The 23,805-nt window shown below is 56.3% G+C and carries 24 protein-coding genes; 16 read left to right on the top strand and 8 right to left on the bottom strand.

Annotated features, from left to right (window positions below; all coding sequences use genetic code 11):
* The first annotated feature begins 10 nt into the window (after nucleotides 1-10).
* From ccoO to ccoS, 7 genes are all read left to right on the top strand, one after another.
* Nucleotides 11-739 (top strand): cytochrome-c oxidase, cbb3-type subunit II, encoded by a 729-nt coding sequence (gene ccoO / locus C8N36_RS19175; protein WP_097803483.1) that lies wholly within the window; start codon nucleotides 11-13, stop codon nucleotides 737-739.
* A gap of 11 nt (nucleotides 740-750) precedes the next feature.
* A complete protein-coding gene (locus tag C8N36_RS19170; RefSeq protein ID WP_097803484.1) occupies nucleotides 751-963 on the top strand; it encodes a cbb3-type cytochrome oxidase subunit 3 in 213 nt (70 codons plus the stop codon).
* Nucleotides 960-1,838, top strand: coding sequence for a cytochrome-c oxidase, cbb3-type subunit III (gene ccoP / locus C8N36_RS19165; protein WP_097803485.1), 879 nt, complete (start codon nucleotides 960-962; stop codon nucleotides 1,836-1,838). The genes C8N36_RS19170 and ccoP overlap by 4 nt, the downstream gene beginning before the upstream one ends.
* Before the next feature lie 471 nt (nucleotides 1,839-2,309).
* On the top strand, nucleotides 2,310-3,746 hold the full coding sequence (ccoG, locus tag C8N36_RS19160; protein ID WP_097803486.1) for a cytochrome c oxidase accessory protein CcoG: 1,437 nt from the start codon (nucleotides 2,310-2,312) through the stop codon (nucleotides 3,744-3,746).
* Nucleotides 3,743-4,207 carry a FixH family protein gene (locus C8N36_RS19155; RefSeq protein WP_176527067.1) on the top strand — a complete coding sequence of 155 codons (465 nt, stop codon included), beginning with the start codon at nucleotides 3,743-3,745 and terminating at the stop codon, nucleotides 4,205-4,207. Before ccoG ends, C8N36_RS19155 begins: the two co-directional genes overlap by 4 nt.
* 2 nt (nucleotides 4,208-4,209) lie before the next feature.
* Nucleotides 4,210-6,396, top strand: coding sequence for a heavy metal translocating P-type ATPase (locus tag C8N36_RS19150; protein ID WP_097803487.1), 2,187 nt, complete (start codon nucleotides 4,210-4,212; stop codon nucleotides 6,394-6,396).
* 5 nt (nucleotides 6,397-6,401) lie between these two features.
* Entirely contained in the window at nucleotides 6,402-6,560 is a 159-nt protein-coding gene (gene ccoS / locus C8N36_RS19145) for a cbb3-type cytochrome oxidase assembly protein CcoS (protein WP_097803488.1), read from the top strand.
* 40 nt (nucleotides 6,561-6,600) lie between these two features.
* Here ccoS and C8N36_RS19140 read toward each other — a convergent pair whose 3' ends face one another.
* Nucleotides 6,601-7,059: an Lrp/AsnC family transcriptional regulator gene (locus C8N36_RS19140; RefSeq protein ID WP_097803489.1), complete on the bottom strand. Its 459-nt coding sequence runs from the start codon at nucleotides 7,057-7,059 to the stop codon at nucleotides 6,601-6,603.
* A 135-nt stretch (nucleotides 7,060-7,194) separates the two neighbouring features.
* On the opposite strand from C8N36_RS19140, the gene ald reads away from it, so the two are divergent.
* Nucleotides 7,195-8,316, top strand: a complete 1,122-nt coding sequence (gene ald, locus C8N36_RS19135; protein ID WP_097803490.1) for an alanine dehydrogenase — start codon at nucleotides 7,195-7,197, stop codon at nucleotides 8,314-8,316.
* Nucleotides 8,317-8,323: 7 nt separating this feature from the next.
* Here ald and C8N36_RS19130 read toward each other — a convergent pair whose 3' ends face one another.
* Nucleotides 8,324-9,088, bottom strand: a complete 765-nt coding sequence (locus tag C8N36_RS19130) for a helix-turn-helix transcriptional regulator (RefSeq protein ID WP_097803791.1) — start codon at nucleotides 9,086-9,088, stop codon at nucleotides 8,324-8,326.
* 89 nt (nucleotides 9,089-9,177) lie between these two features.
* Between C8N36_RS19130 and C8N36_RS19125 the strand changes: the two genes are divergently transcribed.
* Nucleotides 9,178-9,714 (top strand): peroxiredoxin-like family protein, encoded by a 537-nt coding sequence (locus tag C8N36_RS19125; RefSeq protein ID WP_097803491.1) that lies wholly within the window; start codon nucleotides 9,178-9,180, stop codon nucleotides 9,712-9,714.
* 51 nt (nucleotides 9,715-9,765) lie between these two features.
* Here the strand turns inward: C8N36_RS19125 and mscL are convergent, their stop codons facing one another.
* From mscL to C8N36_RS19110, 3 genes are all read right to left on the bottom strand, one after another.
* Nucleotides 9,766-10,188 (bottom strand): large conductance mechanosensitive channel protein MscL, encoded by a 423-nt coding sequence (mscL, locus tag C8N36_RS19120; protein ID WP_097803492.1) that lies wholly within the window; start codon nucleotides 10,186-10,188, stop codon nucleotides 9,766-9,768.
* A gap of 128 nt (nucleotides 10,189-10,316) precedes the next feature.
* On the bottom strand, nucleotides 10,317-10,769 hold the full coding sequence (locus tag C8N36_RS19115; protein ID WP_097803792.1) for a YtoQ family protein: 453 nt from the start codon (nucleotides 10,767-10,769) through the stop codon (nucleotides 10,317-10,319).
* Nucleotides 10,770-10,916: 147 nt separating this feature from the next.
* Nucleotides 10,917-13,424 (bottom strand): GcvT family protein, encoded by a 2,508-nt coding sequence (locus C8N36_RS19110; protein ID WP_097803493.1) that lies wholly within the window; start codon nucleotides 13,422-13,424, stop codon nucleotides 10,917-10,919.
* A gap of 339 nt (nucleotides 13,425-13,763) precedes the next feature.
* Between C8N36_RS19110 and C8N36_RS19105 the strand changes: the two genes are divergently transcribed.
* The 7 genes from C8N36_RS19105 (at nucleotide 13,764) to rpe (ending at nucleotide 21,076) form a co-directional block, all read left to right on the top strand.
* Nucleotides 13,764-14,810: a rod shape-determining protein gene (locus C8N36_RS19105; RefSeq protein ID WP_097803494.1), complete on the top strand. Its 1,047-nt coding sequence runs from the start codon at nucleotides 13,764-13,766 to the stop codon at nucleotides 14,808-14,810.
* 115 nt (nucleotides 14,811-14,925) lie between these two features.
* Complete coding sequence (gene mreC, locus C8N36_RS19100) at nucleotides 14,926-15,840, top strand: rod shape-determining protein MreC (RefSeq protein ID WP_097803495.1); 915 nt, start codon at nucleotides 14,926-14,928, stop codon at nucleotides 15,838-15,840.
* On the top strand, nucleotides 15,833-16,372 hold the full coding sequence (locus C8N36_RS19095) for a rod shape-determining protein MreD (protein ID WP_097803496.1): 540 nt from the start codon (nucleotides 15,833-15,835) through the stop codon (nucleotides 16,370-16,372). Before mreC ends, C8N36_RS19095 begins: the two co-directional genes overlap by 8 nt.
* Nucleotides 16,369-18,288 carry a penicillin-binding protein 2 gene (mrdA, locus tag C8N36_RS19090; RefSeq protein WP_097803497.1) on the top strand — a complete coding sequence of 640 codons (1,920 nt, stop codon included), beginning with the start codon at nucleotides 16,369-16,371 and terminating at the stop codon, nucleotides 18,286-18,288. Before C8N36_RS19095 ends, mrdA begins: the two co-directional genes overlap by 4 nt.
* Complete coding sequence (gene rodA / locus C8N36_RS19085; RefSeq protein WP_097803498.1) at nucleotides 18,285-19,424, top strand: rod shape-determining protein RodA; 1,140 nt, start codon at nucleotides 18,285-18,287, stop codon at nucleotides 19,422-19,424. Before mrdA ends, rodA begins: the two co-directional genes overlap by 4 nt.
* The gene (locus tag C8N36_RS19080) at nucleotides 19,424-20,359 is read left to right on the top strand and encodes a 2-hydroxyacid dehydrogenase (protein ID WP_097803499.1); all 936 of its coding nucleotides are present in this window, start codon (nucleotides 19,424-19,426) and stop codon (nucleotides 20,357-20,359) included. Before rodA ends, C8N36_RS19080 begins: the two co-directional genes overlap by 1 nt.
* Nucleotides 20,360-20,395: 36 nt before the next feature.
* Nucleotides 20,396-21,076 (top strand): ribulose-phosphate 3-epimerase, encoded by a 681-nt coding sequence (rpe, locus tag C8N36_RS19075; RefSeq protein ID WP_097803500.1) that lies wholly within the window; start codon nucleotides 20,396-20,398, stop codon nucleotides 21,074-21,076.
* A 72-nt stretch (nucleotides 21,077-21,148) separates the two neighbouring features.
* Here the strand turns inward: rpe and C8N36_RS19070 are convergent, their stop codons facing one another.
* Genes C8N36_RS19070 through C8N36_RS19060 form a run of 3 tightly spaced genes read right to left on the bottom strand, consistent with a single transcriptional unit; the run spans nucleotide 21,149 to nucleotide 23,804 of the window.
* A complete protein-coding gene (locus tag C8N36_RS19070; protein WP_097803501.1) occupies nucleotides 21,149-21,550 on the bottom strand; it encodes a PaaI family thioesterase in 402 nt (133 codons plus the stop codon).
* A complete protein-coding gene (locus tag C8N36_RS19065) occupies nucleotides 21,543-22,565 on the bottom strand; it encodes a phosphotransferase family protein (protein ID WP_097803502.1) in 1,023 nt (340 codons plus the stop codon). The genes C8N36_RS19070 and C8N36_RS19065 overlap by 8 nt, the downstream gene beginning before the upstream one ends.
* Before the next feature lie 3 nt (nucleotides 22,566-22,568).
* Nucleotides 22,569-23,804, bottom strand: coding sequence for an acyl-CoA dehydrogenase family protein (locus C8N36_RS19060; protein WP_097803503.1), 1,236 nt, complete (start codon nucleotides 23,802-23,804; stop codon nucleotides 22,569-22,571).
* Nucleotide 23,805: the final 1 nt, after the last annotated feature.

Here is a 23,805-nt window from a genome sequence, read left to right as displayed (position 1 = left end):
GACCGGATATATGTCAATTCTCGACAAGCATGGTGTCCTAGAGAAAAATGTTACGCTGTTGGCAATCTTTGCCTTTCTCATCGTAACGATCGGGGGATTGGTGCAGATTGTGCCACTCTTCTATCTCGAAAACACGATCGAGGATGTAGAGGGCATGCGCCCCTACACGCCTCTCGAACTGACCGGACGTGATGTTTACGTCCGCGAAGGCTGCTACGTCTGCCACAGTCAGATGATCCGCCCGATGCGCGACGAAGTAGAGCGCTACGGTCATTATTCACTGGCTGCAGAATCAAAATACGATCATCCGTTCCAATGGGGCTCCAAGCGGACAGGTCCTGACCTGGCCCGTGTGGGCGGCCGTTATTCGGATGATTGGCAGATCGACCACCTTCGCAGCCCGCAATCTGTTGTGCCTGAATCGGTGATGCCAAAATATGGCTTCCTCGAGGACACAATGATCGACGGAAAATATGTTGCGGACCTGATGAGCACCCACAAGCTTGTTGGCGTTCCCTACACAAGCGAAATGATCGAAGCCGCACAGGCCGATTTTGCCGCACAAGCCGACCCCGACAGCGATTACGACGGGCTGCTTGAGCGTTACGGTGAAAACGTAAATGTGCGTAACTTCGATGGCGCAGCAGGCATCTCCGAAGCCGACGCGCTGGTAGCTTATCTGCAAATGCTGGGCACTCTGGTCGATTTTTCGACCTTCACGCCTGACGCAAGCCGCTAAGGAGGACGAATATGGAATCCTATTCCCTTCTACGTGAACTTGCCGATAGCTGGGCTTTGCTGGCCATGTTTAGCGTCTTTGTCGGAATCGTCCTTTGGGCGTTCCGGCCAGGAAGCCGTGCAATGCACAATGACACCGCCAACATTCCCTTCCGGCACGACGACAAACCGCTGGCGTCCGTTTCGGGCGACCCCGCCACAAGTAAGGAGGCGAGGAAGACATGAGTGATAAGAAAAAAGACGATCTCGACTATGAGACAACCGGCCATTCGTGGGATGGTATCAAGGAATACAACAAACCACTTCCAAAGTGGTGGGTGTGGACCTTTTACGCCTGTATCGTTTGGGGTGTTGGCTATGCCATCGCCTATCCGGCTTGGCCGCTGATCAACGGTGCGACTCCGGGCTTGCTCGGGTTCTCGACCCGCGGTGAGGTTGCCGAAGACATCGCCCGTGTTGAAGAGGCAAATTCAGCGATCAACGCCAAACTGGCCGCGACCGAGTTGACTGAAATTGCTGCGGATGCGGAATTGGCCGGTTACGCCAATAACGCTGGCAGTGCTGTGTTCAAAACCTGGTGCGCACAGTGTCACGGTTCTGGTGCTGGCGGCGCAGTTGGCTATCCCAACCTGCGCGATGATGCTTGGCTTTGGGGTGGTTCCATCGAGGACATCCACCTCACAATCAGCCATGGTATCCGCAACGAGACCGACGACGATGCGCGGTACTCTGAAATGCCAGCCTTTGGGCGTGACGAGCTGTTGGAAAAAGAAGAGATCGTTCAGGTCGTCAACTATGTCCAAACCTTGTCCGGCGAAACACCCAATGATGCGGCTGCCGCAGCTGCGGGTGAGGAGTTGTTTGCCGACAACTGTTCGTCCTGCCATGCCGAAGACGGCAGCGGCGATCGCAGCCAAGGTGCTCCTAACCTGACGGATGCCTTGTGGCTCTACGGCGGCGATTACGACACAATCCTTGAAACGGTTAACAACGCCCGCTTTGGTGTTATGCCGCCATGGACTGATCGTTTGAGCGAAGCCGAGATCCGCGCCGTTGCAGTCTATGTGCACGGTCTGGGCGGCGGCGAAGCCTCTGAGTAACGCAGTTTAGACGCGTAAATTCCAGCACTGGCCCCGCCTTTTAAATAAGGCGGGGCTTTTGTTTGTTTAGACCGTGGCGTTTCTGACAAGGCCATCAGACCAGATATCCGGTCAAGACTGCACTTAGTCTGCCGCGCTTGACACATATCAAGGTAACCCCGCCCGGTTTCTGGGAAAGTACCTGCATAGACATTGGGGCCCTCCCCCCGATTCACAAATATACCTCAGCTTTCGGGTCGAGGCATATTGCGCTGGTGCCCCGTCCTGTTCGCGCGTTTCCTGGGGTGCCGGCGCATTTTTCTTTCTTATGTGGCGGATGATCGCAGTTGGGGACTATGTTCCAACGTTGTCTCGCTCTACTCTCTCAAAAAGCTAAATCAAAGATTCAGTATTTGATGCAGGTCAATGCTATTGCTGCTCCCAGTTGGGAAAACCACATCTGAAACTGACCTTTAACGGAGCGATTCCGCCGTGTCCGACAACAATACCCCCGCCCCATCCTTATACGCCTCACGCGAACCGATTTTTCCGAAGCGTGTGACCGGTGCTTTTAGAAACCTGAAGTGGATCATAATGGCCTTCACGTTGGGGATTTATTACCTGACGCCGTGGATTCGCTGGGACCGTGGATCGTTGTTGCCGGATCAGGCAGTGTTGATCGATCTGGCCAACCGCCGCTTCTATTTCTTCTGGATCGAAATCTGGTCGCACGAATTCTACTTTGTCGCCGGATTGTTGATTATGGCAGGCCTTGGCCTGTTCTTGTTCACATCCGCTTTGGGCCGGGTCTGGTGCGGGTACACATGTCCACAAACCGTTTGGACCGACCTGTTTATTCTGGTCGAACGCTGGATCGAAGGCGACAGAAACGCCCGCTTGCGCTTGCACCGCCAGAAAAAGATGGATTTCCGCAAAGCCCGTCTGGTTGCCACGAAATGGATCGCATGGTTCGGGATTGGTTTGGCCACAGGCGGCGCTTGGGTTTTCTATTTCTCCGACGCGCCAACACTGCTGGTTGATTTGGTCACCGGTCAGGCACACCCTGTCGCCTATACCACCATGTTGGTTTTGACTTTCACCACGTTCTTTTTTGGCGGTTTCGCCCGAGAACAAATTTGTATCTACGCCTGTCCTTGGCCACGCATTCAGGCCGCTATGATGGATGAAGATACACTAACCGTTGGCTACCGCGAATGGCGCGGAGAACCGCGCGGCAAGCACCGCAAAGGCGATGACGCAAAAGAGCTGGGTGATTGCATTGACTGTATGGCCTGCGTCAACGTCTGCCCCATGGGGATCGACATTCGCGACGGCCAGCAGATGGAATGTATCACCTGTGCACTGTGTATCGATGCGTGTGACGACATCATGGACAAGATCGGCAAGCCGCGTGGCCTGATCGACTATCTGGCCTTTTCTGATGAACCACGCGAACGTGAGGGCAACCCCCCCCGCCCCGTCTGGGCCCATATCTTCCGGTTCCGCACGATGATGTATACCGGCCTTTGGTCGCTGGTCGGCGTAGGTTTGGTCTTTGCCTTGTTCATCCGACCCGAGATCGAAATGACGGTTGCCCCCCTGCGGAATCCGACCTTTGTGACCATGTCCGACGGGTCTATCCGCAACACCTATGACGTCCGGTTGCTGAACAAACACGGCGAAGATCGCCCGTTCCGGTTGACGATCAAAGGCGATCCGTCGCTGTATATGCAGCTCGAAGGCACGCCATACGAAACCGTGACCGTCAAAGCCAATGAAACCAAGCTACAAAAGCTGCATATCATTGCGCCGCGCCATTCAGCCCCTGCCGACGCAGAACGTGTTGACGTTCGGATTTGGGTTGAGGATTTGACCACACATGAAAGAGCCCATAACGATACAATCTTCAACGGGCGGACAAACAAATGATCAAAGCCGAGAAAAAACTAACGGGATGGCATGTCTTTGCCATATTCGGTGGGGCCTTTGGTGTCATCATCGCGGTGAACCTCTTTTTGGCCTTCAGCGCCGTGCGGACATTTCCGGGGTTAGAGACCTCGAATTCCTATGTCGCCAGCCAAACCTTCGATGACAGGCGCGAAGCCCAAGAAGCCCTTGGCTGGACCGTTTCGGCACAGCAAGTCGGGGATGAACTAAGGCTTTCGATCACAAAGCCGGATGGTTCTCCGGTACAGGTCGGAAAGCTTGAGGCAACTGTCGGTCGCCCAACCCATGTCAAAGACGATCTGACACCCGATTTTCAATTTGACGGGCGGTCTTATGTTGCCCGCGAAACACTGGCCGCTGGCAATTGGAACATCCGCATGAAGGCCACTGCCCTTGATGGCACGCCTTTTGAACAGCGCGTTGTTTTCACCGTCAAGGATTGAACATGACCGCTGTTTTACGCCCTCAGGCCTCGGCCTGCCCTGCTTGCTCTGCCGCCCCCGCGGCAGAGGCGTTGGCCGCCGCCGCGGAGCCAACAGAAGCCCATATCGTTCTGTCTTTGCCAACCATTCACTGCTCAGCTTGCATGTCTACCGTTGAGCAGGCTCTGAACGCATCGGCCTCCATCCGCTCGGCGCGGGTGAACCTGACAATGAAGCGCGTCAGCATCGAGGCTGAGCCGGAGCTGACCGCCCAAGACGTTATCCCCATGGTCGAAGCTGCCGGTTACGAGGCGCATGAACTTGATACCACGGCCATTTCATCGACCCAGACGGATCGGGCCGGACGCGATTTATTGATGCGGCTGGCCGTGGCCGGATTCGCGGCGATGAATGTGATGCTGCTGTCTGTAGCGGTTTGGTCCGGTGCCGAAGGCCCGACCCGTGATATGTTTCATTGGATCTCTGCAGGGATTGTCATCCCTGCCATTGCCTTTTCCGCGCAACCGTTTTTCCGAAATGCATGGACCGCGCTCAAGGCCCGCCATTTGAATATGGATGTGCCCATTTCTTTGGCCATCTTGTTGGCATTGGCGACGTCGCTTTGGGAAACCACCCTGTCCGGCGAACATGCTTATTTTGATGCCGCGATGACGCTGACCTTCTTTTTACTGACCGGTCGGTATCTGGATCACCGCACAAGATCTGTCGCCAGATCCGCCGCCGAGGAATTGGCCGCGCTGGAAGTTCCGCGCGCTTGGCGTGTCACCGATGCAGGCGAAGAGCAGGTCAACGTCTCCGAGCTGCGGGTCGGAGACCTTTTGCATGTCCGCCCTGGCGGCCGCATGCCAGTTGACGGTGAAATCACCGAAGGGTCGTCGGAACTCGACCGATCCTTGCTGACTGGCGAAACGCTGCCCGTATTTGCCCAGCCGGGCACAGGTGTCAGTGCAGGCGAGGTTAATTTGACCGGCCCGCTGACGGTGCGCGCCTCTGCTGTTGGCCGCGACACATCCCTGCACCGCATGGCAGATCTGGTGGCCATCGCTGAATCCGGTCGATCGCGCTATACTTCTTTGGCCGACAAAGCTGCCAAGCTGTATGCACCCGGTGTTCACATCCTGTCAGCCTTGGCATTTTTGGGCTGGCTTTTGTATTCTGGTGATCTGCGGATTGCCCTTAACATCGCGGCCGCCGTGTTGATTATCACCTGCCCTTGCGCCCTTGGGCTTGCGGTGCCGGCCGTGACCACTGCGGCCTCGGGTCGATTGTTCAAGCAAGGGCTGCTTATCAAAGATGCCACCGCACTTGAACGGCTGGCGCAGGTCGACACTGTGGTTTTCGACAAAACCGGAACATTGACCGCAGGCACGCCGGAGCTGACCAACAAAGATGATTTCACCCGTGCCGATCTGGAGATTGCTTTGGCTCTGGCTGAAGGATCTGCGCATCCCTTATCGATCTCGCTGACGGCTTCTGCCCGCGCTGCCGGAATTGTGGCCGCCAATGTCACCGATATCCAAGAGGTTCCCGGTCACGGGACCCAAGGCACGTGGAACGGACAATTGGTACGTTTGGGCCGCGCCGCTTGGGTTGGCGGAAACGGTCAGACCATGACCTCTGCCTGGTTGCGGGTTGGGTCCGGCTCCGCCCATGCCTTCACCTTTACCGATCGTCTTCGCGATGGGGCCGCAGAGGCAGTGCGCGATCTTCAGGCGGCAGGACACAAGGTGATCTTGATGTCAGGCGACACCACCCAAGCTGTTGAAAGCATGGCAGACAAACTGGGCATTGACCAATGGCTGGCCGAAGCCCTCCCCGAAGACAAATCTGCGCGTATCCAAGACCTGACCGCCAAAGGGGCCAAGGTGCTGATGGTTGGCGACGGTCTGAATGACACCGCAGCGCTGAGCGCGGCACATGCCTCGATCTCTCCGGCATCGGCGTTGGATGCTGCCCGCGTGGCCTCTGATATCGTCTTGTTGGGCGGCACGCTTGCCCCGATCCCGGACGCAATCACAACTGCCCGCAAAGCCACCCGCCGTATCCGCGAAAACTTTACCATTGCGACATGGTACAACCTGATTGCCGTGCCCTTGGCCATCGCTGGCCTGTGCTCTCCGTTGATCGCGGCATTGGCGATGTCAGCCAGTTCGATTACTGTATCACTTAACGCCCTGCGTCTGAGGTAGCCCCTGTGAACATCCTGACCTATCTGATCCCGATCTCATTGATCCTCGGTTGCGCGGGGCTTGCGTTCTTTATCTACACCCTGCGGTCCAACCAATACGACGACCCCGAAGGCGATGCACAGCGCATATTGTCCGGCGATTACGACGACAAACCAAAGAGCTGACCTGTCTGGATTTCAAAACGACTGACAGCGCCTTGCTGGATTAAACTGGCAGGGCCGTTGTTTTGAATACGGTGCGCAGGGCAAAACTGGACTGCATCTGCGCCACCCCCGGCAGTCTGGTCAAATACTGACGGTGAATGCGTGCAAAGTCTTCTGTGTCTTCGGCAACAATCTTGAGGATGTAATCCGCTGTGCCCGCCATCAAATGGCATTCCAGCACATCCGGCACCCGAGCCACGGCTTTTTCAAAGGCCTCAAGCACTTCATCTGCCTGCGCGCTCAACTTGATCTCAACAAACACTGTGGTCGGAAACCCCATTTTTCGGGCATCAAGCAGCGCAACATAGTCACGCACATAGCCATCCAGCTCCAACCGTTGCACCCTGCGGTGACAGGCCGAGGCGGACAAATTCACCGCATCTGACAGCTCCGCGTTGGATATCCGCCCCTTGCGTTGAATCACTCGCAGAATACGTCGATCTGTCTCGTCCAAAGCCATATGCGCTTACTTTCTTCATATCTTGCCATCACCTTCGAAGATTCTTCGAATGTTGACGCTAACCACGCATCAAATCCGAACAAAAATTGCAAGCACTTTCCGCCATGCTCATTAAATAGGCAGGAGGAAAACGCCATGAAAATCGGTTGCCCGACGGAAATCAAACCCCAAGAGTTTCGCGTCGGACTGACGCCCAATGCGGCCCAAGAAGCGGTCAGCCATGGCCATCAAGTCCTCGTCCAAAAAGGGGCTGGAATTGGTGCTGGGTTCACGGACGAAGACTATGCCGCAGCAGGCGCCGCGCTCATTGATACTGCCGAGGAAATTTTTGCCTCGGCCGACATGATCGTGAAGGTCAAAGAACCACAGGCCGTTGAACGCAAAATGCTGCGCCAAGGTCAGCTGTTGTTCACCTATCTGCATCTTGCTCCGGACCCGGCTCAAACCCACGATCTGCTTGAATCCGGCTGTACGGCGATTGCCTATGAGACGGTCACCGACGATCGCGGCGGCCTGCCGCTATTGGCCCCGATGTCAGAGGTTGCGGGCCGATTGGCACCCCAAGTCGGATCATGGACCTTGCAAAAAGCCAATGGCGGGCGCGGTGTTTTGATGGGCGGCGTTCCTGGCGTAGGTCCGGCCAAGGTGGTGGTTATCGGCGGCGGTGTCGTTGGAACCCATGCGGCCAAAATTGCCGCGGGCATGGGCGCTGATGTCACTGTTCTGGACCGGTCTCTGCCCCGTTTGCGCTATTTGGATGATGTCTTTGGCGGCACGTTTAAGAACCAGTACTCCTCGGTCGGGGCCACGGCAGAGCTGATCCAACAGGCAGATATGGTGATTGGTGCGGTGCTGATTCCCGGTGCGGCGGCCCCCATGCTGATTTCACGCGCCCAACTGGCAACGATGAAGCCCGGGGCAGCACTGGTTGATGTCGCGATTGATCAAGGCGGCTGCTTTGAGACATCAAAGGCCACCACCCATGCGGACCCGATCTATGATGTTGATGGCATCATGCACTATTGCGTCGCCAACATGCCCGGCGCAGTTGCCCGGACCTCTACCATTGCACTTGGCAACGCGACCATGCCGTTCATGTTGGCGCTTGCTGACAAAGGTTGGCGTCAAGCCTGCGCTGACGATCCACATCTGTTGAACGGGCTGAATGTTCATGCCGGAAAACTGACGTATTTCGCGGTTGGCAAAGCCTTGGGGATCGACGTGACGTCGCCTCAATTGGCCCTGAAGGTGGCATAAGCCGCTCCTAAGCCCCCAGTGTCGCCCCCGCCCGCGCCCGAATGGCAAGGGGCGGCACCCCGTATTTCTGCCGGAATGCCCGCGTGAACGCTTCGGGTGATCCATACCCGTAGCGGCGCGACACGGCCTCAACCCTTTGGCCATGTGTCAGGTCTTGGCGCGCCACCGTTAGCCGCCATTGCCGCAAATAGGCCATCGGTGATAGGCCGACCTTTTGCGAGAAAAGTTCCGAGAACCGGGACGATGACAGGCCTGCTTCGACCGCCAAATCACCACTGGTCCATCCATGCCCTGGCCGGTTGTGGATCGCAACGATGGCTCGCGACAGGCGTAGATCGGTCAATCCGGCCAATACACCGATTTCGGTGCAGCCTGAATCAAACTGGAACCGCAATAACCGAACAATCATCACTTCGGACAGCCGCCGCAAAACAGACGCAACCCCGCACCGATGGGCATCTGCCTCCCATTTCAGAGCAACCGCAAGCCCCTGCAAATCCGGGCTGCCGATAGGCATTTCAATCCGCGACGGCATCCCGGAATCGAGCGGATTGTCAGCGCCGCCCCAGCCCACTTGGGCCGCAAACTGCGCATCTGCAACGATCTCTCCTTGCTTGAGAAACAAAACGGTTTTTGGGGCTCCGTCGGGATCGCCCAACACTATCAGGTTGGCGGGCCGGTTTGTGACAGGCGTAATTGTCAGGTCAAACCGCTCAATCAAATCGGCAAGCCTATCTGGTCTGGGTCTGTCAGCATTGGGTTTTTCAGACATTATCGGCCATACTGTTAGGTTAATCGGATTTATCTTGCTTGAAATTGCGCAATATGGCCAAATCGTCAAGCTCAAATAGGAAAACACACATGTTGATGCCCCGCCAAAAGACTCCCGGTCTGACACTTCCAACACTGGACCACGGCGAATTTGATCTCGCCTCTCAGACACCTGAGCGTGGCACAATTGTCTGCTTTTTCCGCGGCCTTCACTGCCCCGTCTGCGCCAACTACCTGATTGAGCTGCAAAAGCTTCAGGACAAGTTCGCAGAGCGCGGCGTGAATGTTGTTGCTGTCAGCTCTGACAACGAAGAGCGCAGTCGCCTGATGGCAGACAAGATCGAAGCCAAGAGCCTGCCAATAGCCTATGATTTGCCGCTGCAAGTTGCGCGCGATTGGGGACTTTATATTTCCACCTCACGCGGGAAAACATCCATCGGGATCGAAGAACCAGCCCTGTTTTCCGAACCGGGTCTGTTTTTGGTCAGCCCCGACCAGACTTTGTACTTTGGTTCGGTCCAGACCATGCCGTTTATGCGTCCACATTTTTCGGAACTGGTTGGTGCACTGGATTTTGCTATCGCCAACAACTATCCCGCACGCGGCGAATACACCGGCGAGGTCTAAACCAAAAAAGGGGCCCCGACAGGGCCCCTTTTCACTACGCTTTGCAGGTGCTTATTTCTGCAAAGAGTCGCGGATTTCCATCAAAATATCCAGTTCGGTGGGGCCTTTTGGTGCCTCTTCCTTCGGGGCTTCTGGTTCTTCTGTCGCGGCTTTGGCCTTGTTGACCATTTTCACCAGCATAAAGACCACAAAGGCGATGATCAGGAAATTGATGATGGCCATAACAAAGCGGCCAACAGCAAAGACAGGCGCGCCGGCTTCTTCTGCCGCTGCAAGGGCGGCATATTCATTTCCATCAAGCGCGTAGTACCATTCAGTAAAATCAACACCGCCCATGAACAGCCCGATGATCGGATTGATCAGATCGCCAACAAGCGAGCTGACAATGGCCGTAAAGGCTGCACCAATGATGATACCCACCGCCATATCCATGACGTTGCCCTTGGCAATAAAATCTTTGAATTCTTGAAGCATGTCCCACTTCCCCGTTTTTTTTCGCTGTATGGGCCCATCGCCCACATTGTTAACTCGCGTTAAGTTTGCGCATGGGGGCACTGGCAATAAAAGTGGGAAACTAGATATAGGTTTCCCCGATGGGAAACTCAGCCCACTGGCAGATCCCCGGTTTGAACATAACGCAGGATTTGCACGACCTGCTCTGGCGTGCGGGCAACGGCAAGTGCGGCTGCGTCAACTTCCTTGAGCGGGTGGTCGTGCTCGGGCTGCTGCAAAATGATCAGAGATTTGCCCAGTGCGCTGGCATATCCGGCGTCAAATGCGGCATTCCATTGGCGGTATTTTTCGCCAAATCGCACTACAACAACATCCGCCTCTTCGATCAACTTGCGCGTCCGGATGGCATTCATCTGCGCGCCCTTGTGATCGTGCCAGAACTTGTTGTCCTCGGCCCCCAAAATCGCGACCCCGCAATCGTCACTTGAGGCGTGATCAGTATTCGGGGCGGAAAACACGACATCCAAACCTTCGGCACCGGCGATGATCTGCTCGCGCCAATCAGTGTGGATTTCTCCGGACAGGTATACGTGGAAAGTCATTGTGGCCTCTTTAATGTTAAAGCGCCGATTGGCGCGGATCGAGGAGACCATAGCCAATCGGCGCTTTGAGACCAATGGGGGAATTGGGGCGCTGCCCCCGCCACCTTTGGTGGCTTCCCCCGGGATATTTTCAGACAGAAGAAGCCGTTAGCCGTCCTTCCGGATCGCCGCGTTACTTGGATCATAGGGGCTGTCACAGGTGACGGTGGCATCCCACAGTTTGTTTTGCATTTTGACCTTTAGCTTGGTGCCTTCGACCGCCAGATCGGGCGTCACATAGCCCATGCCAATGCTTTGGCCAAAGGCGACCGAAAAACCACCAGACGTCAGGCGACCAACGCGGATGCCATCATGGGTATAGAGCACTTCGCGTCCCCATGGATCGGCATCTTCCGGCCCGTCGATCAGCAGCGTGCAGCATTTGGCGCGCACTCCGGTGGCCTGCATCGCCTCTTTGCCGTGGAAGTCCTTGGACAAGTCAATAAAGCGTGGCAAGTCGGCCTCGGCAGGTGTTGCGTCGCGGCCCAATTCATTGCCAAAGGCGCGGTAGGATTTTTCCTGACGCAGCCAGTTTTGCGCGCGTGCGCCCACCAGTTTCATGCCGTGCTTTTCGCCAGCCGTCATCAACTGGTCCCACAGGTAGGTTTGCATCTCGATCGGGTGATGCAGCTCCCAACCCAACTCGCCAGTATAGGCGACACGAATGGCGTTCACCGGACACATGCCCAGTTCGATCTGGCGCGCGGTTAGCCATGGGAAACGCTTGTTGCTCAGTACGGTGTCCGGATCCGCATCTACGACCAACTCGTTTAATACCTCACGCGATTTTGGCCCCGCTATGGCAAAAACCCCCCACTGAGTGGTGACATCCTGAATTTCGATGTAGCCAAAACTTTCCATCTTGTCCTCGGCGGCTTTGCGGAGGAAATCAGCGTCATAGGCTGTCCACGCACCGGCCGAGACGATGTAGTATTCGTGCTCTTTCATCCGGACGATGGTGTATTCCGTGCGGGTTGTGCCAGCAGCGGTCAGCGCATAGGTCAGATTGATCCGGCCGACTTTGGGCAGCTTGTTGCAGGTGAACCAATCGAGGAATTCAGTAGCGCCCGGCCCTTTGATCACGTGCTTGGTAAAGGCAGAGGCATCGACAAGGCCAACACCATTGCGGATCGCCTTGGCCTCTTCGACGGCGTACTCCCACCACTTTCCGCGCCGGAAGCTGCGGCTTTCTTCGTCAAACGTTGTAGCAGCATCAAGCGGGCCGTAGTAGTTGGGACGTTCCCATCCGTTGACCCAACCGAACTGAGCGCCCAGCGCTTTTTGGCGATCATAAACTGGCCCAGTGCGCAAAGGACGGCACGCGGGGCGTTCTTCGTCAGGGTGGTGTAGAATATAGACGTGGTCGTAGCATTCTTCGTTTTTGCGCGCCGCGAATTCGGTGGTCATCCAGTTTTGCGCATAGCGTTTCGGGTCGAGCGAGGCCATGTCAATCTCGGCCTCTCCCTCAACCATCATCTGTGCAAGGTAATAGCCAGTGCCGCCTGCCGCAGTGATCCCGAACGAGAACCCTTCAGCCAGCCACATGTTGCGCAACCCCGGTGCAGGGCCGACAAGCGGGTTGCCGTCAGGTGTGTAGCAAATCGGGCCGTTGAAATCATCCTTAAGGCCGCTTTCCTCGCAGGTCGGAATGCGGTGGATCATCGCCATGTACTGCTCTTCGATCCGGTCGAGCGCCAGCGGGAAAAGGTCAGCGCGGAAACTGTCCGGCACACCGTGTTCAAAGCAAGCCGGAGCGTTCTTTTCATAGACGCCCAAGATCCAGCCGCCCCGCTCCTCGCGGACGTAGCTTTGCGAATCTGCGTCGCGTATCACCGGATGCTCGGCACCGCCCTCTTTGCGGTATTCAACCAAGGCAGGATCTTGGTCCATAACGATAAACTGGTGTTCAACCGGAATGGCAGGAATTTTAATCCCGAGCATTTTCGCCGTACGCTGTGCGTGGTTTCCAGATGCGGTCACGACATGTTCAGCGGTGATCACAACCTGTTCGTCGCCGGGCACCAAATTACCGCCCTTTTCCACCATTTTGGTGCAAGTCACATTCCAATGGGTTCCGGTCCATTCAAAGCTGTCAGCTTGCAACCGGCGAACAATCTCCGCTCCGTGCTGGCGTGCCCCTTTGGCCATCGCCTGGGTCACGTCCGCCGGATTAATATATCCGTCTGAGTTGTGGTACAAAGCGCCCTTGAGGTCATCGGTACGGATCAGCGGCCAGCGGGCCTTGATCTCATCCGGGGTGAGCCATTCGTAAGGCACATCACAAGTTTCTGCCGTAGAGGCGTACAGCATGTATTCATCCATACGCGCATCCGTTTGCGCCATACGCAAGTTGCCAACCACTGCGAATCCGGCGTTCAATCCGGTTTCCTCTTCAAGCCCCTTATAGAAATCGACCGAGTATTTGTGGATGTGTGTCGTCGCATACGACATGTTGAACAACGGCAGCAGACCCGCGGCATGCCATGTCGAGCCTGAGGTCAACTCGTCCCTCTCGATCAGCATCACATCATCCCAGCCCGCTTTGGCCAGATGATATGCGATCGAAGTACCGATGGCACCGCCACCGACGACAAGAGCTTTGACTTGGGTTTTCATGAGGACACTCCGGAAATGCGTGTTTCCTGATTAGCGCGGCAGGCAGCGCGGCTCTGCCCCCACCCGACGCCTCATGTCAGGAAAGCGACCACTGGCGAAACTAACTGCAAATTCCACCCGCTCCGACCGAACTTGTGACTGTGGCACCGGCACTACCCCAAGTTATCCACACGGACAGGCCTTACGAATTAAGCAGAAAACAACATTGCGCCCTCTTCCGGCGATTTCATGCTGATTAGACCACCGGAAACCCTTCCCCATCCGGTCACGTCGCCCTATAAGAGCATCCGCCCGCACTGTCATAGTCGCGGGCCTAGCAGTTTATGGGGCGCTTCTCAAATGTTTGGAATTGACCGTATCATGGGCATGTTCTCTGCGGACATGGCCATCGACCTTGGGACAGCGAACACGCTGATCTACGTGAAGGGCAAAGGGGTTATCCTATCGGAACCTTCTGTGGTTGCCTATCATGTCAAGGACGGACAAAAGAAAGTCCTGGCCGTTGGTGAAGATGCCAAACTGATGTTGGGCCGCACGCCCGGCAGCATTGAGGCCATCCGCCCGATGCGCGAAGGCGTGATTGCCGATTTTGTTGCCGCCGAAGAGATGATCAAAGCCTTCATGCGCAAGGTACACCGCCGCTCAAGCATTTGGCGTCCCAAAGTTATCGTTTGTGTACCCCATGGCGCGACACCGGTAGAAAAACGCGCGATCCGCAATTCAGTTATGTCTGCTGGTGCACGCAAAGCCGGCTTGATTGCAGAACCTATCGCAGCGGCGATTGGCGCAGGCATGCCGATCACAGATCCGACCGGCAACATGGTTGTCGACATCGGCGGCGGCACCACCGAAGTTGCGGTTTTGTCATTGGGTGACATCGTTTATGCGCGCTCGGTGCGTGTAGGCGGCGACCGGATGGACGAAGCGATCATCAACTATCTACGCCGTCAGCAAAACTTGCTGGTGGGCGAAAGCACGGCCGAGCGGATCAAAACCTCGATCGGCACCGCACGCATGCCCGACGACGGACGCGGCAGCTCTATGCAAATTCGCGGCCGCGATTTGCTGAATGGTGTGCCGAAGGAAACTGAAATCAGCCAAGCTCAAATTGCCGAAGCGCTGAGTGAGCCGGTTCAGGCAATTTGCGAAGCGGTGATGACCGCGCTCGAAGCGACACCTCCGGATTTGGCAGCTGATATCGTGGATCGCGGTGTGATGCTGACTGGCGGCGGCGCGCTATTGGGTGATCTTGATTTGGCCCTACGCGAACAAACGGGTTTGGCGGTTTCCATCGCGGATGAAACCCTGAACTGTGTGGCGCTGGGCACTGGTAAGGCGCTAGAATACGAGAAGCAACTGGCCCATGCCATTGATTACGACAGTTGACCCAGACGCACCCAAATTCCGTAAACGGAATTTTTAAGATTTTTGAAAAAATCTTGCTGCGCGCGCCGCAAGGTCCCACAACTGTTTAAACGACACACCAAAGGACGGAGGCCGCTTGGCTCAGGACCGCGGATCAAGCGAGGATTTCACCCGCCCGCTCAAGCGGCTCCTTTTGGTTGTCTTGGCCTTATGCTTTATTTCATTGTTTTTGGTTTGGCGCATCGACTCCCCTCGGGTGGAACGGTTTCGCGCGCAAATTGTAGACAGTGTTGTGCCGCGCATGGATTGGGCCATGGCACCGGTCACGGCAACCGTGCGCATTTTGCGCAATTTCCAAAGCTACCAAAGCATTCACGAACAAAACCAAGAGCTGCGCAGCGAATTGCGCAAAATGACTGCTTGGAAGGAAGCCGCGTTGCAGCTGCGGCAAGAAAATGCGCGGCTTCGCGACTTAAACAATGTCCGGCTTGATCCGCGTCTGACCTTTGTCACTGGCGTGGTCATGGCCGATTCTGGATCCCCTTTTCGCCAATCGGTCCTGATCAATGTCGGCTCTCGCGATGGTATCGTAGACGGATGGGCGACAATGGACGGGATCGGGTTGGTTGGCCGGATTGCCGGGGTCGGCCCAAATACCAGCCGTGTCATTTTGTTGACCGATACTGCGTCCCGCATACCCGCTGAAATTCTGCCTTCTGGCCAGCGGGTTTTGATTGCCGGTGACAACACCGCAGCCCCGCCCATCGATTTTCTGGAAAACCCGGATCAAGTACGCCCCGGTGACAGCATCGTCACAACCGGCGACGGCGAAGTCTTCCCCCCAGGTCTGTTGATCGGCAAAGTCACCCAAGACCCCGGTGGACGGCTGCGTGCCCGCTTGGCGGCGGACTATGAACGGCTCGAGTTTTTGCGTGTGCTTCGCGACCATGGGGCCCGCCGCGTGACGCAGCCAAGCGGGTTGATCCTTCCGCAAGATCTCCCTGGATCGGACGCACTGCTGCCAGCCCCCGCCGAGCCGAATGATGGCTGAGCGAAGTCCGGCCAAAGTCTGGCTTATGCGCTTTGTCTATCTTGGCATTGCGCTGGTGATTCTGATCGCCCATCTTTTGCCGCTGGAGACCACGCCGACCCGCTTTGCCGGGCCTGACCTTTTGGTTGCGCTGACCTTTGCGTGGGCGCTGCGGCGCCCGCAATATGTGCCGATGTTGCTGGTGGCTTTGACCATGTTGCTGGCGGATTTACTGCTGCAACGCCCACCGGGCCTTTGGGCCTTGCTGATGTTGTTTTCGACCGAGTGGTTAAAATCGCGGGACAGGACTTTGCGGGAAAACACCTTTGTTGCGGAATGGCTGACGGTGGCCACTACGCTGTTTCTTGCCACCCTGACCTATCGCATCGTTCTGGGGCTCTTGATTGTGTCGCCAGGGGCGCTTTCATTGTCTATGATGCAATATGGTATGACAATGCTCGTCTATCCGCTGATCGCCGGGGCCAGCTTTCTGGCCTTTGGATCGCGGCGCGGCAAGCAGGGTGAATTCGACAAAACAGGGCGCAAGTTATGAGACGCACAGCACGCGAAACCGCCGAAAGCGCCCGCCGTATTTCGCGGCGCGGTCTTTTGTTGGGGGCGGGTCAGCTGGGCTTTGCCGGGCTGCTGGCCCTGCGTATGCGTCACTTGCAAGTGGACCAAGCAGATGAATTTCGCCTGCTTGCCGAAGAAAACCGGATCAGCATCCGCTTTATTCCGCCGACCCGTGGCCGCATCTTTGATCGAAATGGCACGGTCATTGCCGAAAATGAACCGACCTATCGCATCATCCTGGTCCCCGAAGATGCCCATGACGTCCAAGATGTCATTTCCCGCCTGTCAATGCTGGTAGAGCTGGACGAAAATGACCTGAACCGCGCCTTGACCGCAATACAAAACTCCCGCCCCTTTGATCCGGTCACCATAGCGGATCGCGTCAGTTGGGAGGACATCAGCCGTGTCGCGGCCAATGCGCCTGCCCTACCAGGGGTTTCCACCGAAGTTGGCCAGTCGCGCACCTATCCACAAACAAACCTATACGCGCATGTGGCCGGGTATGTTGCCAAGGTTCAAGAACGCAACCTGCGCCGCTACGAAGATCCGCCAGCTGTCCTGAGCCTACCGGGGTTTCAGTTTGGACAGGTCGGCATCGAAGCCAAATACGAAGACCTTCTTCGCGGCGAAGCCGGTGCCAAACGCGTCGAAGTGAACTCGGCCAACCGGGTGATGCGCGAATTGGATCGCCGCGAAGGCAAGGCCGGTGATGACCTGCAACTGACCGTCGATACCGAGCTTCAAGATTATATCACTGCCCGTTTGGGCGAAGAATCAGCATCTGTCGTGGTGATGGATCTGGAACATGGTGACCTTAAGGCCATTGTCTCCGCCCCCAGCTACGACCCCAACAAATTCGTCCGGGGCATTTCCACTGCCGACTATTCAATCTTGCGCGACAATGACCACCGTCCATTGGCTTCAAAGACAGTGCAAGACGCTTACCCGCCCGGATCGACGTTCAAAATGGTCACTGCTCTCGCGGGTTTGGATGCAGGTTTGATTGCGCCAGATGAAACCGTCTATTGCCCCGGTCATTTGGAAGTCAGCGGGCGTAGATTTCATTGTTGGAAGCGCTCGGGCCACGGCAACATTAACCTTGAGCAAAGCCTGCGTCACAGCTGCGATGTCTATTACTATGATCTTGCGCTCAAGGTCGGGATCGAACGGATTGCGGCCATGGCGCGGCGGCTGGGCCTTGGTGAAGCCTTTGACGTTCCGATGTCAGCTGTCACCAGCGGTCTCGTTCCCGACAAAGCGTGGAAAAAGCGCCAACAAGGCCAGGACTGGGTGATTGGCGACTCCGTCAATGCTTCGATCGGACAGGGCTTTGTTTTGACATCACCGATGCAGTTGGCCGTAATGGCGGCGCGCATTGCCACCGGTCGCAGCATTTCGCCGCGCTTGGTCAAGCGGGTAGGTAATGAGGACACACCTTCGCAGGCGGGACAGGATTTGGGGCTTAATCCAAATCATCTGCTGCAAATCCACCGTGCCATGTATTCGGTCAGCAACAACCGGCGCGGCACAGCCTACAAATCGCGCATCATCGCCGAGGGTAACCGCATGGCTGGCAAAACCGGAACCGCGCAGGTGTCCTCAACGGTGGTCGACAACAAAGCGGTTGCTTGGGAAAAACGCGACCATGCACTGTTTGTGAATTTTGCCCCGTGGGATGATCCAAAAATCGCCGTTGCGGTCATTGTGGAGCATGGCGGCGGCGGCTCAACCGCTGCGGCGCCCATCGCGCGGGACGTGACATTGCAGGCGCTCTATGGCGGTGACCCCCCGCTTGAAGCCTACCCCAAGAAAGACAGGCCCCACATCAAAGAGCTGCAAGCCCGCCTTTTCCGGGAACGCGAAGACCGCAAAGCGGCGCGGAGCTCTCAGGCGTGACCTATCTTGAACACAATATCAAAAGCGTCCCATCTGGCTGGCGCAAAATACTGCATCTCAACTGGGCGCTGGTTGTGTTGCTCTGCGCCGTCGCGTCTATGGGCTTTTTGATGCTGTATTCGGTCGCCGGAGGGTCGCTGACCCCTTGGGCCGAACCGCAGATCAAACGGTTTATCCTTGGCCTTGTCGCCATGTTCGTTGTTGCACTCGTGCCGATCTGGTTCTGGCGCAACATGGCAGTGGTCGCCTATGGCATCGGGCTGACCTTGTTGGTGATGGTGGAACTTTTTGGCGAAGTCGGCATGGGTGCGCAGCGGTGGATTGACCTGGGGTTTATGCGGTTGCAGCCCTCGGAGGTGATGAAAATCGCCCTCGTGATGTTGATTGCGGCCTATTACGACTGGCTCCCAATTCAAAAAACCTCGCGGCCGCTTTGGGTGATGCCTCCGGTCATTCTCATCCTTCTGCCTACGGCTTTGGTGGTATCGCAACCTGATCTCGGCACCGCTTTGCTGCTGATGATTGCTGGCGGTGTGATGATGTTTTTGGCCGGGGTCCATTGGCTTTATTTTGCTACCGTGATCGGCGCGGGCTTTGGTACGATCTGGGCGGTCTTTCAAAGCAGGGGCACAGATTGGCAGCTGCTCAAAGACTATCAGTACAAGCGGATCGATACGTTCCTTGATCCCAGTTCTGACCCACTGGGGGCAGGGTATCACATCACGCAGGCCAAAATCGCTATGGGGTCCGGCGGCTGGACCGGCCGCGGTTTCATGCAAGGGACGCAGTCGCGCCTGAACTTTTTACCGGAAAAACAAACCGACTTTATCTTTAACACGCTGGCCGAAGAGTTCGGCTTTGTCGGCGGGTTTTCCCTTTTGGTACTCTATGTTCTGATCTTGATGTTCTGCACCATTTCGGCGCTGCAAAACAAAGATCGCTTTTCCTCCTTGCTGATCCTCGGGGTCGGTTTGACATTCTTTTTGTTCTTTGCCGTCAACATGTCGATGGTCATGGGGTTGGCTCCGGTTGTGGGTGTTCCCTTGCCAATGGTCAGCTTTGGCGGCTCAGCCATGTTGGTATTGATGCTCGCCTTCGGGCTGGTTCAAAGCGCACATATTCATAGGCCTCGCTAATGACAGTCCACATCTTATTCGCCGCCAAAGTTGAAAGTTGGTCAGACTATGAAGCACCACTGCGAGAAACGCTGGATGCGGCCGGTTTGGACTATGTTCTGGACTGTGACATGCAAGCCGAGCAGGTCGAATACATCATCTATGCGCCCAATTCCGGACTGACGGATTTCGGCCTGTTCCCTCGATTGAAAGCTGTTTTGTGCCTTTGGGCCGGGGTCGAAGACGTTGTCGGAAATGCCAGCTTGCGCGTACCACTGGCCCGAATGGTTGACGAAGACGGGTTGACCCAAGGCATGGTCGAATGGGTTACCGGCCACACATTGCGCCATCATTTGGGGATGGATGCCCATATCGTGAATCCGGATCAGCGCTGGGATTGCACACCGCCCGCAATCGCACAAGACCGACCCGTTACGGTGTTGGGACTTGGAGCTTTGGGCTTGGCCTGCGCGCAATCATTGGCACACTTGGGATTTCCGGTCTCTGGTTGGAGCCGCTCTGCCAAAGACCTGTCGGGCATCACCTGCTTTTCCGGAGCAGATGGATTGGACGACGCATTGAGCGGCGCACAAATCGTTGTGCTTTTGCTGCCCAACACACCAGCGACCGAAAACACCTTGAATGCAGCGCGGTTGGCGTTGTTGGCACCGGGGGCCTTCATTATCAATCCAGGGCGCGGCACATTGATTGATGATAATGACTTGTTGGATGCTTTGGACAGCGGACAGGTCGCGCATGCAACTCTGGATGTGTTTCGGGTCGAACCCCTGCCCCAAGATCACCCCTATTGGCCCCATCCTAACGTCACGGTAACGCCGCATATCGCGTCCTTTACCCGCCCGTCTACCGCTGCCCGTGTTATCGCCGCCAACATCGCCCGCTCTGAGCAAAGTGAGCCCATGTTACACCTTGTCGACCGCAGTGTGGGCTATTAAGCCGTGCTCATCTGCTTGCCACAATAGGATTCAGCCATGACTTTCGACCGCAGCGTCAAGATTGCCCCATCCATCCTGTCTGCCGATTTCGCCGATTTTGGTCGCGAAATTCAGGCCATCGAAGCGCAAGGTGCCGACTGGATTCACGTCGATGTTATGGACGGGCATTTTGTGCCAAACCTGACATTTGGTCCGCCCGCCGTTAAAGCATTTCGCAAGCACGTGAAAACGGTGATGGATGTCCATTTGATGATCTCGCCTGTGGATGCCTATATCGATGCCTATGCGGATGCAGGCACGGACATCTTGACCGCACATGTCGAGGCGGGGCCACATTCGCATCGTACAATGCAAGCCATTCGCGGTGCAGGCATGAAATCAGGTATCGCCTTGAACCCGGGCACCCCGGCAGAAGCGGTGGAGCATTTGCTTGATCTGACCGATCTGGTTTGCGTGATGACTGTAAACCCCGGCTTTGGCGGTCAGAAATTCATAGATATGACCGCAAAGGTCAAGAAGCTACGTGAGATGATCGGTGACCGGCCGGTACATATCGAGATTGATGGCGGCGTTGATCCGACCACGGCACCGTTGGTTGTTGCTGCTGGCGCGGATGTCTTGGTCGCCGGATCTGCAGTGTTCCGTGGTGGGTCCGTTGAAAACCCCGCGCCTTACGGTGAAAACATCCGCGCAATCAAGGCCTCTGTCGCAGGGTGATGACCCAGAGGGGGCGCTGCCCCCGCCTGCGGCCCCCCGGAGTTTATTTGGCAAGATGAAGGCTGGGGACTGCTAGCCGGATTTACGGTAGCGAAAGGTCCCTGTGCCTTTGGCTATCACTTTACCGGTTTCATCTTTGATCGTACCTTCGGCAAAGAAAGTGGATTTGCCGCCGCCGGTTTTGAAGCCTTCAGCGATAAACATTTCGCCCCGTGGGCGTGAGAGGTATTGGACATTCAGGCTGAGCGTCCAACACATTTGGCGGTTGTCAGGGTCCCCCGTGAAACACCCTGCAAACCCCATGACTGTGTCCAGCAATGAGGCATGAGAGCCGCCATGCGGGCTGCCGTGACGGTTCATGATATGCGGTTCAAGCGGCAATTGGAATTTCGAGTATCCGTCGCGCCAATCTACCATCTCAAACCCGAGATGTCTGGCATAAGCATATGATTTTTCTCGAAGACGTTCATCCATGCCAATCCGTAGCCCCTATTCCCAATTCAGCAAAATGGGGGACAAATGCCCCCAGTTTTAGACCCTTTTCCGGGTTGGCAGCATTGCCGTCAAGAGCGCGCTTTTTGACGCCTTGCAAGATGGCGGCCATGCGGAAAAAAGCGAAGGCAAGATAGAAGCCAAAATTCTCGATTTCGGGAACGCCGCGGCGCTGACAATAGTCGGCTATGAATGCGCCATCGCTAGGAAGGCCCGTTTGTTCGCGGTCTACTCCGGCCAGCCCGCGACCTTCACCGCCCGGAGGAAGCTGCCACTGCATGATGACACCCGCCAAATCTGCATAGGGGTGGCCGAGGGTCGACAATTCCCAATCCAAAACCGCAAGGCATTTTGGGCGATCGGTTGCGAATAGCATGTTGTCGATCCGGTAGTCACCATGAACCAAAGTACGTTGGCCATCATCCGCGGGCATATTGTCAGTAAGCCATGTGATCAACTGTTCCATCGCCGGAATATTTTCAGTCTCCGAGGCACGATACTGCTTTGACCAACGGGCCAACTGGCGTTCAAAATAGTGACCGGGCGGGCCGTATTCTGTCAAACCAGCAGCGACCAAATCCACCGAATGGATGGCAGCCAATACTCGGCTCATTTCCTTGATAACGGCCGCGCGCTCGGTCGGCGTCGCATCTGGCATTGAAGGATCAACCAGATTGCGGCCTTCGATGTGCTCCATCACATAAAACTGGGTGCCTAGTACCGTTTCATCTTCGCATAGGCCCAGCATTTTTGGCACCGGCACTTCGCACCCGGCCAGCGCTTTTTGAACTTTAAACTCCCGGTCAACAGCATGAGCCGATTTCAGCAAAACGCCCGGTGGTTTGCGCCGTAAAACATAGCAGCCCGACGGGCTATCCAACCGGTACGTCGGGTTCGATTGGCCGACGTCGAATTTGGTTGCGGTTATCGGGCCCGTAAACCCGGCCACATGCGCGTTCATCCAAGCGCAAACATGGTCCAGCTCAACTGGGGTCATGGCTCAGCCTGCTTTGTTTGAATGCTTGCGCAACTCGGCGCGGGCGACTTGGCGGCGATGCACTGCATCAGGGCCATCGGCAAAGCGCAGGGTGCGGACATGCGTCCACATCGAGGCAAGTGAGGTGTCTTGCGAAATGCCTGCCGCGCCGTGGAGCTGCATGGCTTCGTCAATGACCCGTCCGGCCATCAAAGGCGCGATCACCTTAATCTTGGAAATCCACGGCTGCGCTGCGCGCACTCCGGCGGTGTCCATCATCCATGCCGCCTTGAGGCATAAGAGCCGAGCCATTTCGATATCCATCCGCGCATTGGCGATAATGTCGTAATTCGCCCCCAAATCGATGATCTGCTTGCCAAAGGCTTCGCGTTCGAGGCCCCGTTTGCACATCATATCCAGCGCTTTTTCCGCCTGCCCGATGGCGCGCATGCAGTGGTGAATGCGGCCAGGGCCAAGTCGGCCTTGCGCCACTTCAAATCCGCGTGCCTCACCCAGCACCACATTTCGGGCGGGTATCCGGACATTGGTGAACCGCAGATGCATATGGCCGTGCGGGGCATCGTCCTGTCCAAAGACTTGCATCGGGCGCAAGATGTCGATCCCCGGCGTGTCGGCATCCATGACAAACATCGTGTGACGGCTGTGTTTGGCAGCCCCCGGGTCCGTACAGGCCATTAGGATATAGACTTTGCAACGCGGATCGCCTGCCCCACTGATCCACCACTTTTCGCCGTTCAAAACATAGTCGTCGCCGTCGCGTTTGGCTTCGAACACCAATTGCGCAGCATCAGAAGACGCCACATCCGGTTCGGTCATCACATAGGCTGAACGGATTTCACCATTCAGCAAATCAGTTAGCCAGCGCTCTTTCATCCAGTCTTCGCCGTAGCGTTCCAGCACTTCCATATTCCCGGTGTCGGGGGCATTACAGTTGAACACCTCTGCCGCGATACCGACCTTGCCCATTTCTTCGGCCAAATATGCGTATTCAACTGTCGACAAGCCATAACCGCGATCACTGCCGGTCAGCCAAAAGTTCCACAGACCGCGTTCGCGGGCCAAAGCCTTGAGACCATCCAAGATTTCGAGCTGGCGCGCTGTGTGCTGGAACCGGTCGCCCGATGGGTGTTTGCCCACTTCGGCGTGAAATTCCGCATCCAGCGGCGCAATGTCATCTTCAACCATGCGGCGTACGGCCTCGATCAATGGGCGCACCCGATCTGTTACACCAAGATCCATC

The sequence above is a fragment of the Pelagimonas varians genome (genome assembly GCF_003208435.1).
Classification (GTDB): Bacteria; Pseudomonadota; Alphaproteobacteria; order Rhodobacterales; family Rhodobacteraceae; genus Pelagimonas; species Pelagimonas varians.
Note: the sequence above shows the minus strand (reverse complement) of the source record. Positions and strands in the feature narration are given on the sequence as shown.

Bases quoted from the DNA above. Each gene is read 5' to 3' on its own strand.
- C8N36_RS19065 (WP_097803502.1), bottom strand. From the start codon at position 22,565: ATGACCCCAGTTGAGCTGGACCATGTTTGCGCTTGGATGAACGCGCAT.
- C8N36_RS19095 (WP_097803496.1), top strand. From the start codon at position 15,833: ATGGCTGAGCGAAGTCCGGCCAAAGTCTGGCTTATGCGCTTTGTCTAT.
- ccoO (WP_097803483.1), top strand. From the start codon at position 11: ATGTCAATTCTCGACAAGCATGGTGTCCTAGAGAAAAATGTTACGCTG.
- C8N36_RS19125 (WP_097803491.1), top strand. From the start codon at position 9,178: ATGTTGATGCCCCGCCAAAAGACTCCCGGTCTGACACTTCCAACACTG.
- C8N36_RS19105 (WP_097803494.1), top strand. From the start codon at position 13,764: ATGTTTGGAATTGACCGTATCATGGGCATGTTCTCTGCGGACATGGCC.
- C8N36_RS19070 (WP_097803501.1), bottom strand. From the start codon at position 21,550: ATGGATGAACGTCTTCGAGAAAAATCATATGCTTATGCCAGACATCTC.
- C8N36_RS19130 (WP_097803791.1), bottom strand. From the start codon at position 9,088: ATGTCTGAAAAACCCAATGCTGACAGACCCAGACCAGATAGGCTTGCC.
- C8N36_RS19140 (WP_097803489.1), bottom strand. From the start codon at position 7,059: ATGGCTTTGGACGAGACAGATCGACGTATTCTGCGAGTGATTCAACGC.
- C8N36_RS19170 (WP_097803484.1), top strand. From the start codon at position 751: ATGGAATCCTATTCCCTTCTACGTGAACTTGCCGATAGCTGGGCTTTG.
- C8N36_RS19060 (WP_097803503.1), bottom strand. From the start codon at position 23,804: ATGGATCTTGGTGTAACAGATCGGGTGCGCCCATTGATCGAGGCCGTA.
- C8N36_RS19080 (WP_097803499.1), top strand. From the start codon at position 19,424: ATGACAGTCCACATCTTATTCGCCGCCAAAGTTGAAAGTTGGTCAGAC.
- rpe (WP_097803500.1), top strand. From the start codon at position 20,396: ATGACTTTCGACCGCAGCGTCAAGATTGCCCCATCCATCCTGTCTGCC.
- mrdA (WP_097803497.1), top strand. From the start codon at position 16,369: ATGAGACGCACAGCACGCGAAACCGCCGAAAGCGCCCGCCGTATTTCG.
- C8N36_RS19115 (WP_097803792.1), bottom strand. From the start codon at position 10,769: ATGACTTTCCACGTATACCTGTCCGGAGAAATCCACACTGATTGGCGC.
- ccoP (WP_097803485.1), top strand. From the start codon at position 960: ATGAGTGATAAGAAAAAAGACGATCTCGACTATGAGACAACCGGCCAT.
- C8N36_RS19110 (WP_097803493.1), bottom strand. From the start codon at position 13,424: ATGAAAACCCAAGTCAAAGCTCTTGTCGTCGGTGGCGGTGCCATCGGT.
- C8N36_RS19150 (WP_097803487.1), top strand. From the start codon at position 4,210: ATGACCGCTGTTTTACGCCCTCAGGCCTCGGCCTGCCCTGCTTGCTCT.
- ald (WP_097803490.1), top strand. From the start codon at position 7,195: ATGAAAATCGGTTGCCCGACGGAAATCAAACCCCAAGAGTTTCGCGTC.
- C8N36_RS19155 (WP_176527067.1), top strand. From the start codon at position 3,743: ATGATCAAAGCCGAGAAAAAACTAACGGGATGGCATGTCTTTGCCATA.
- mscL (WP_097803492.1), bottom strand. From the start codon at position 10,188: ATGCTTCAAGAATTCAAAGATTTTATTGCCAAGGGCAACGTCATGGAT.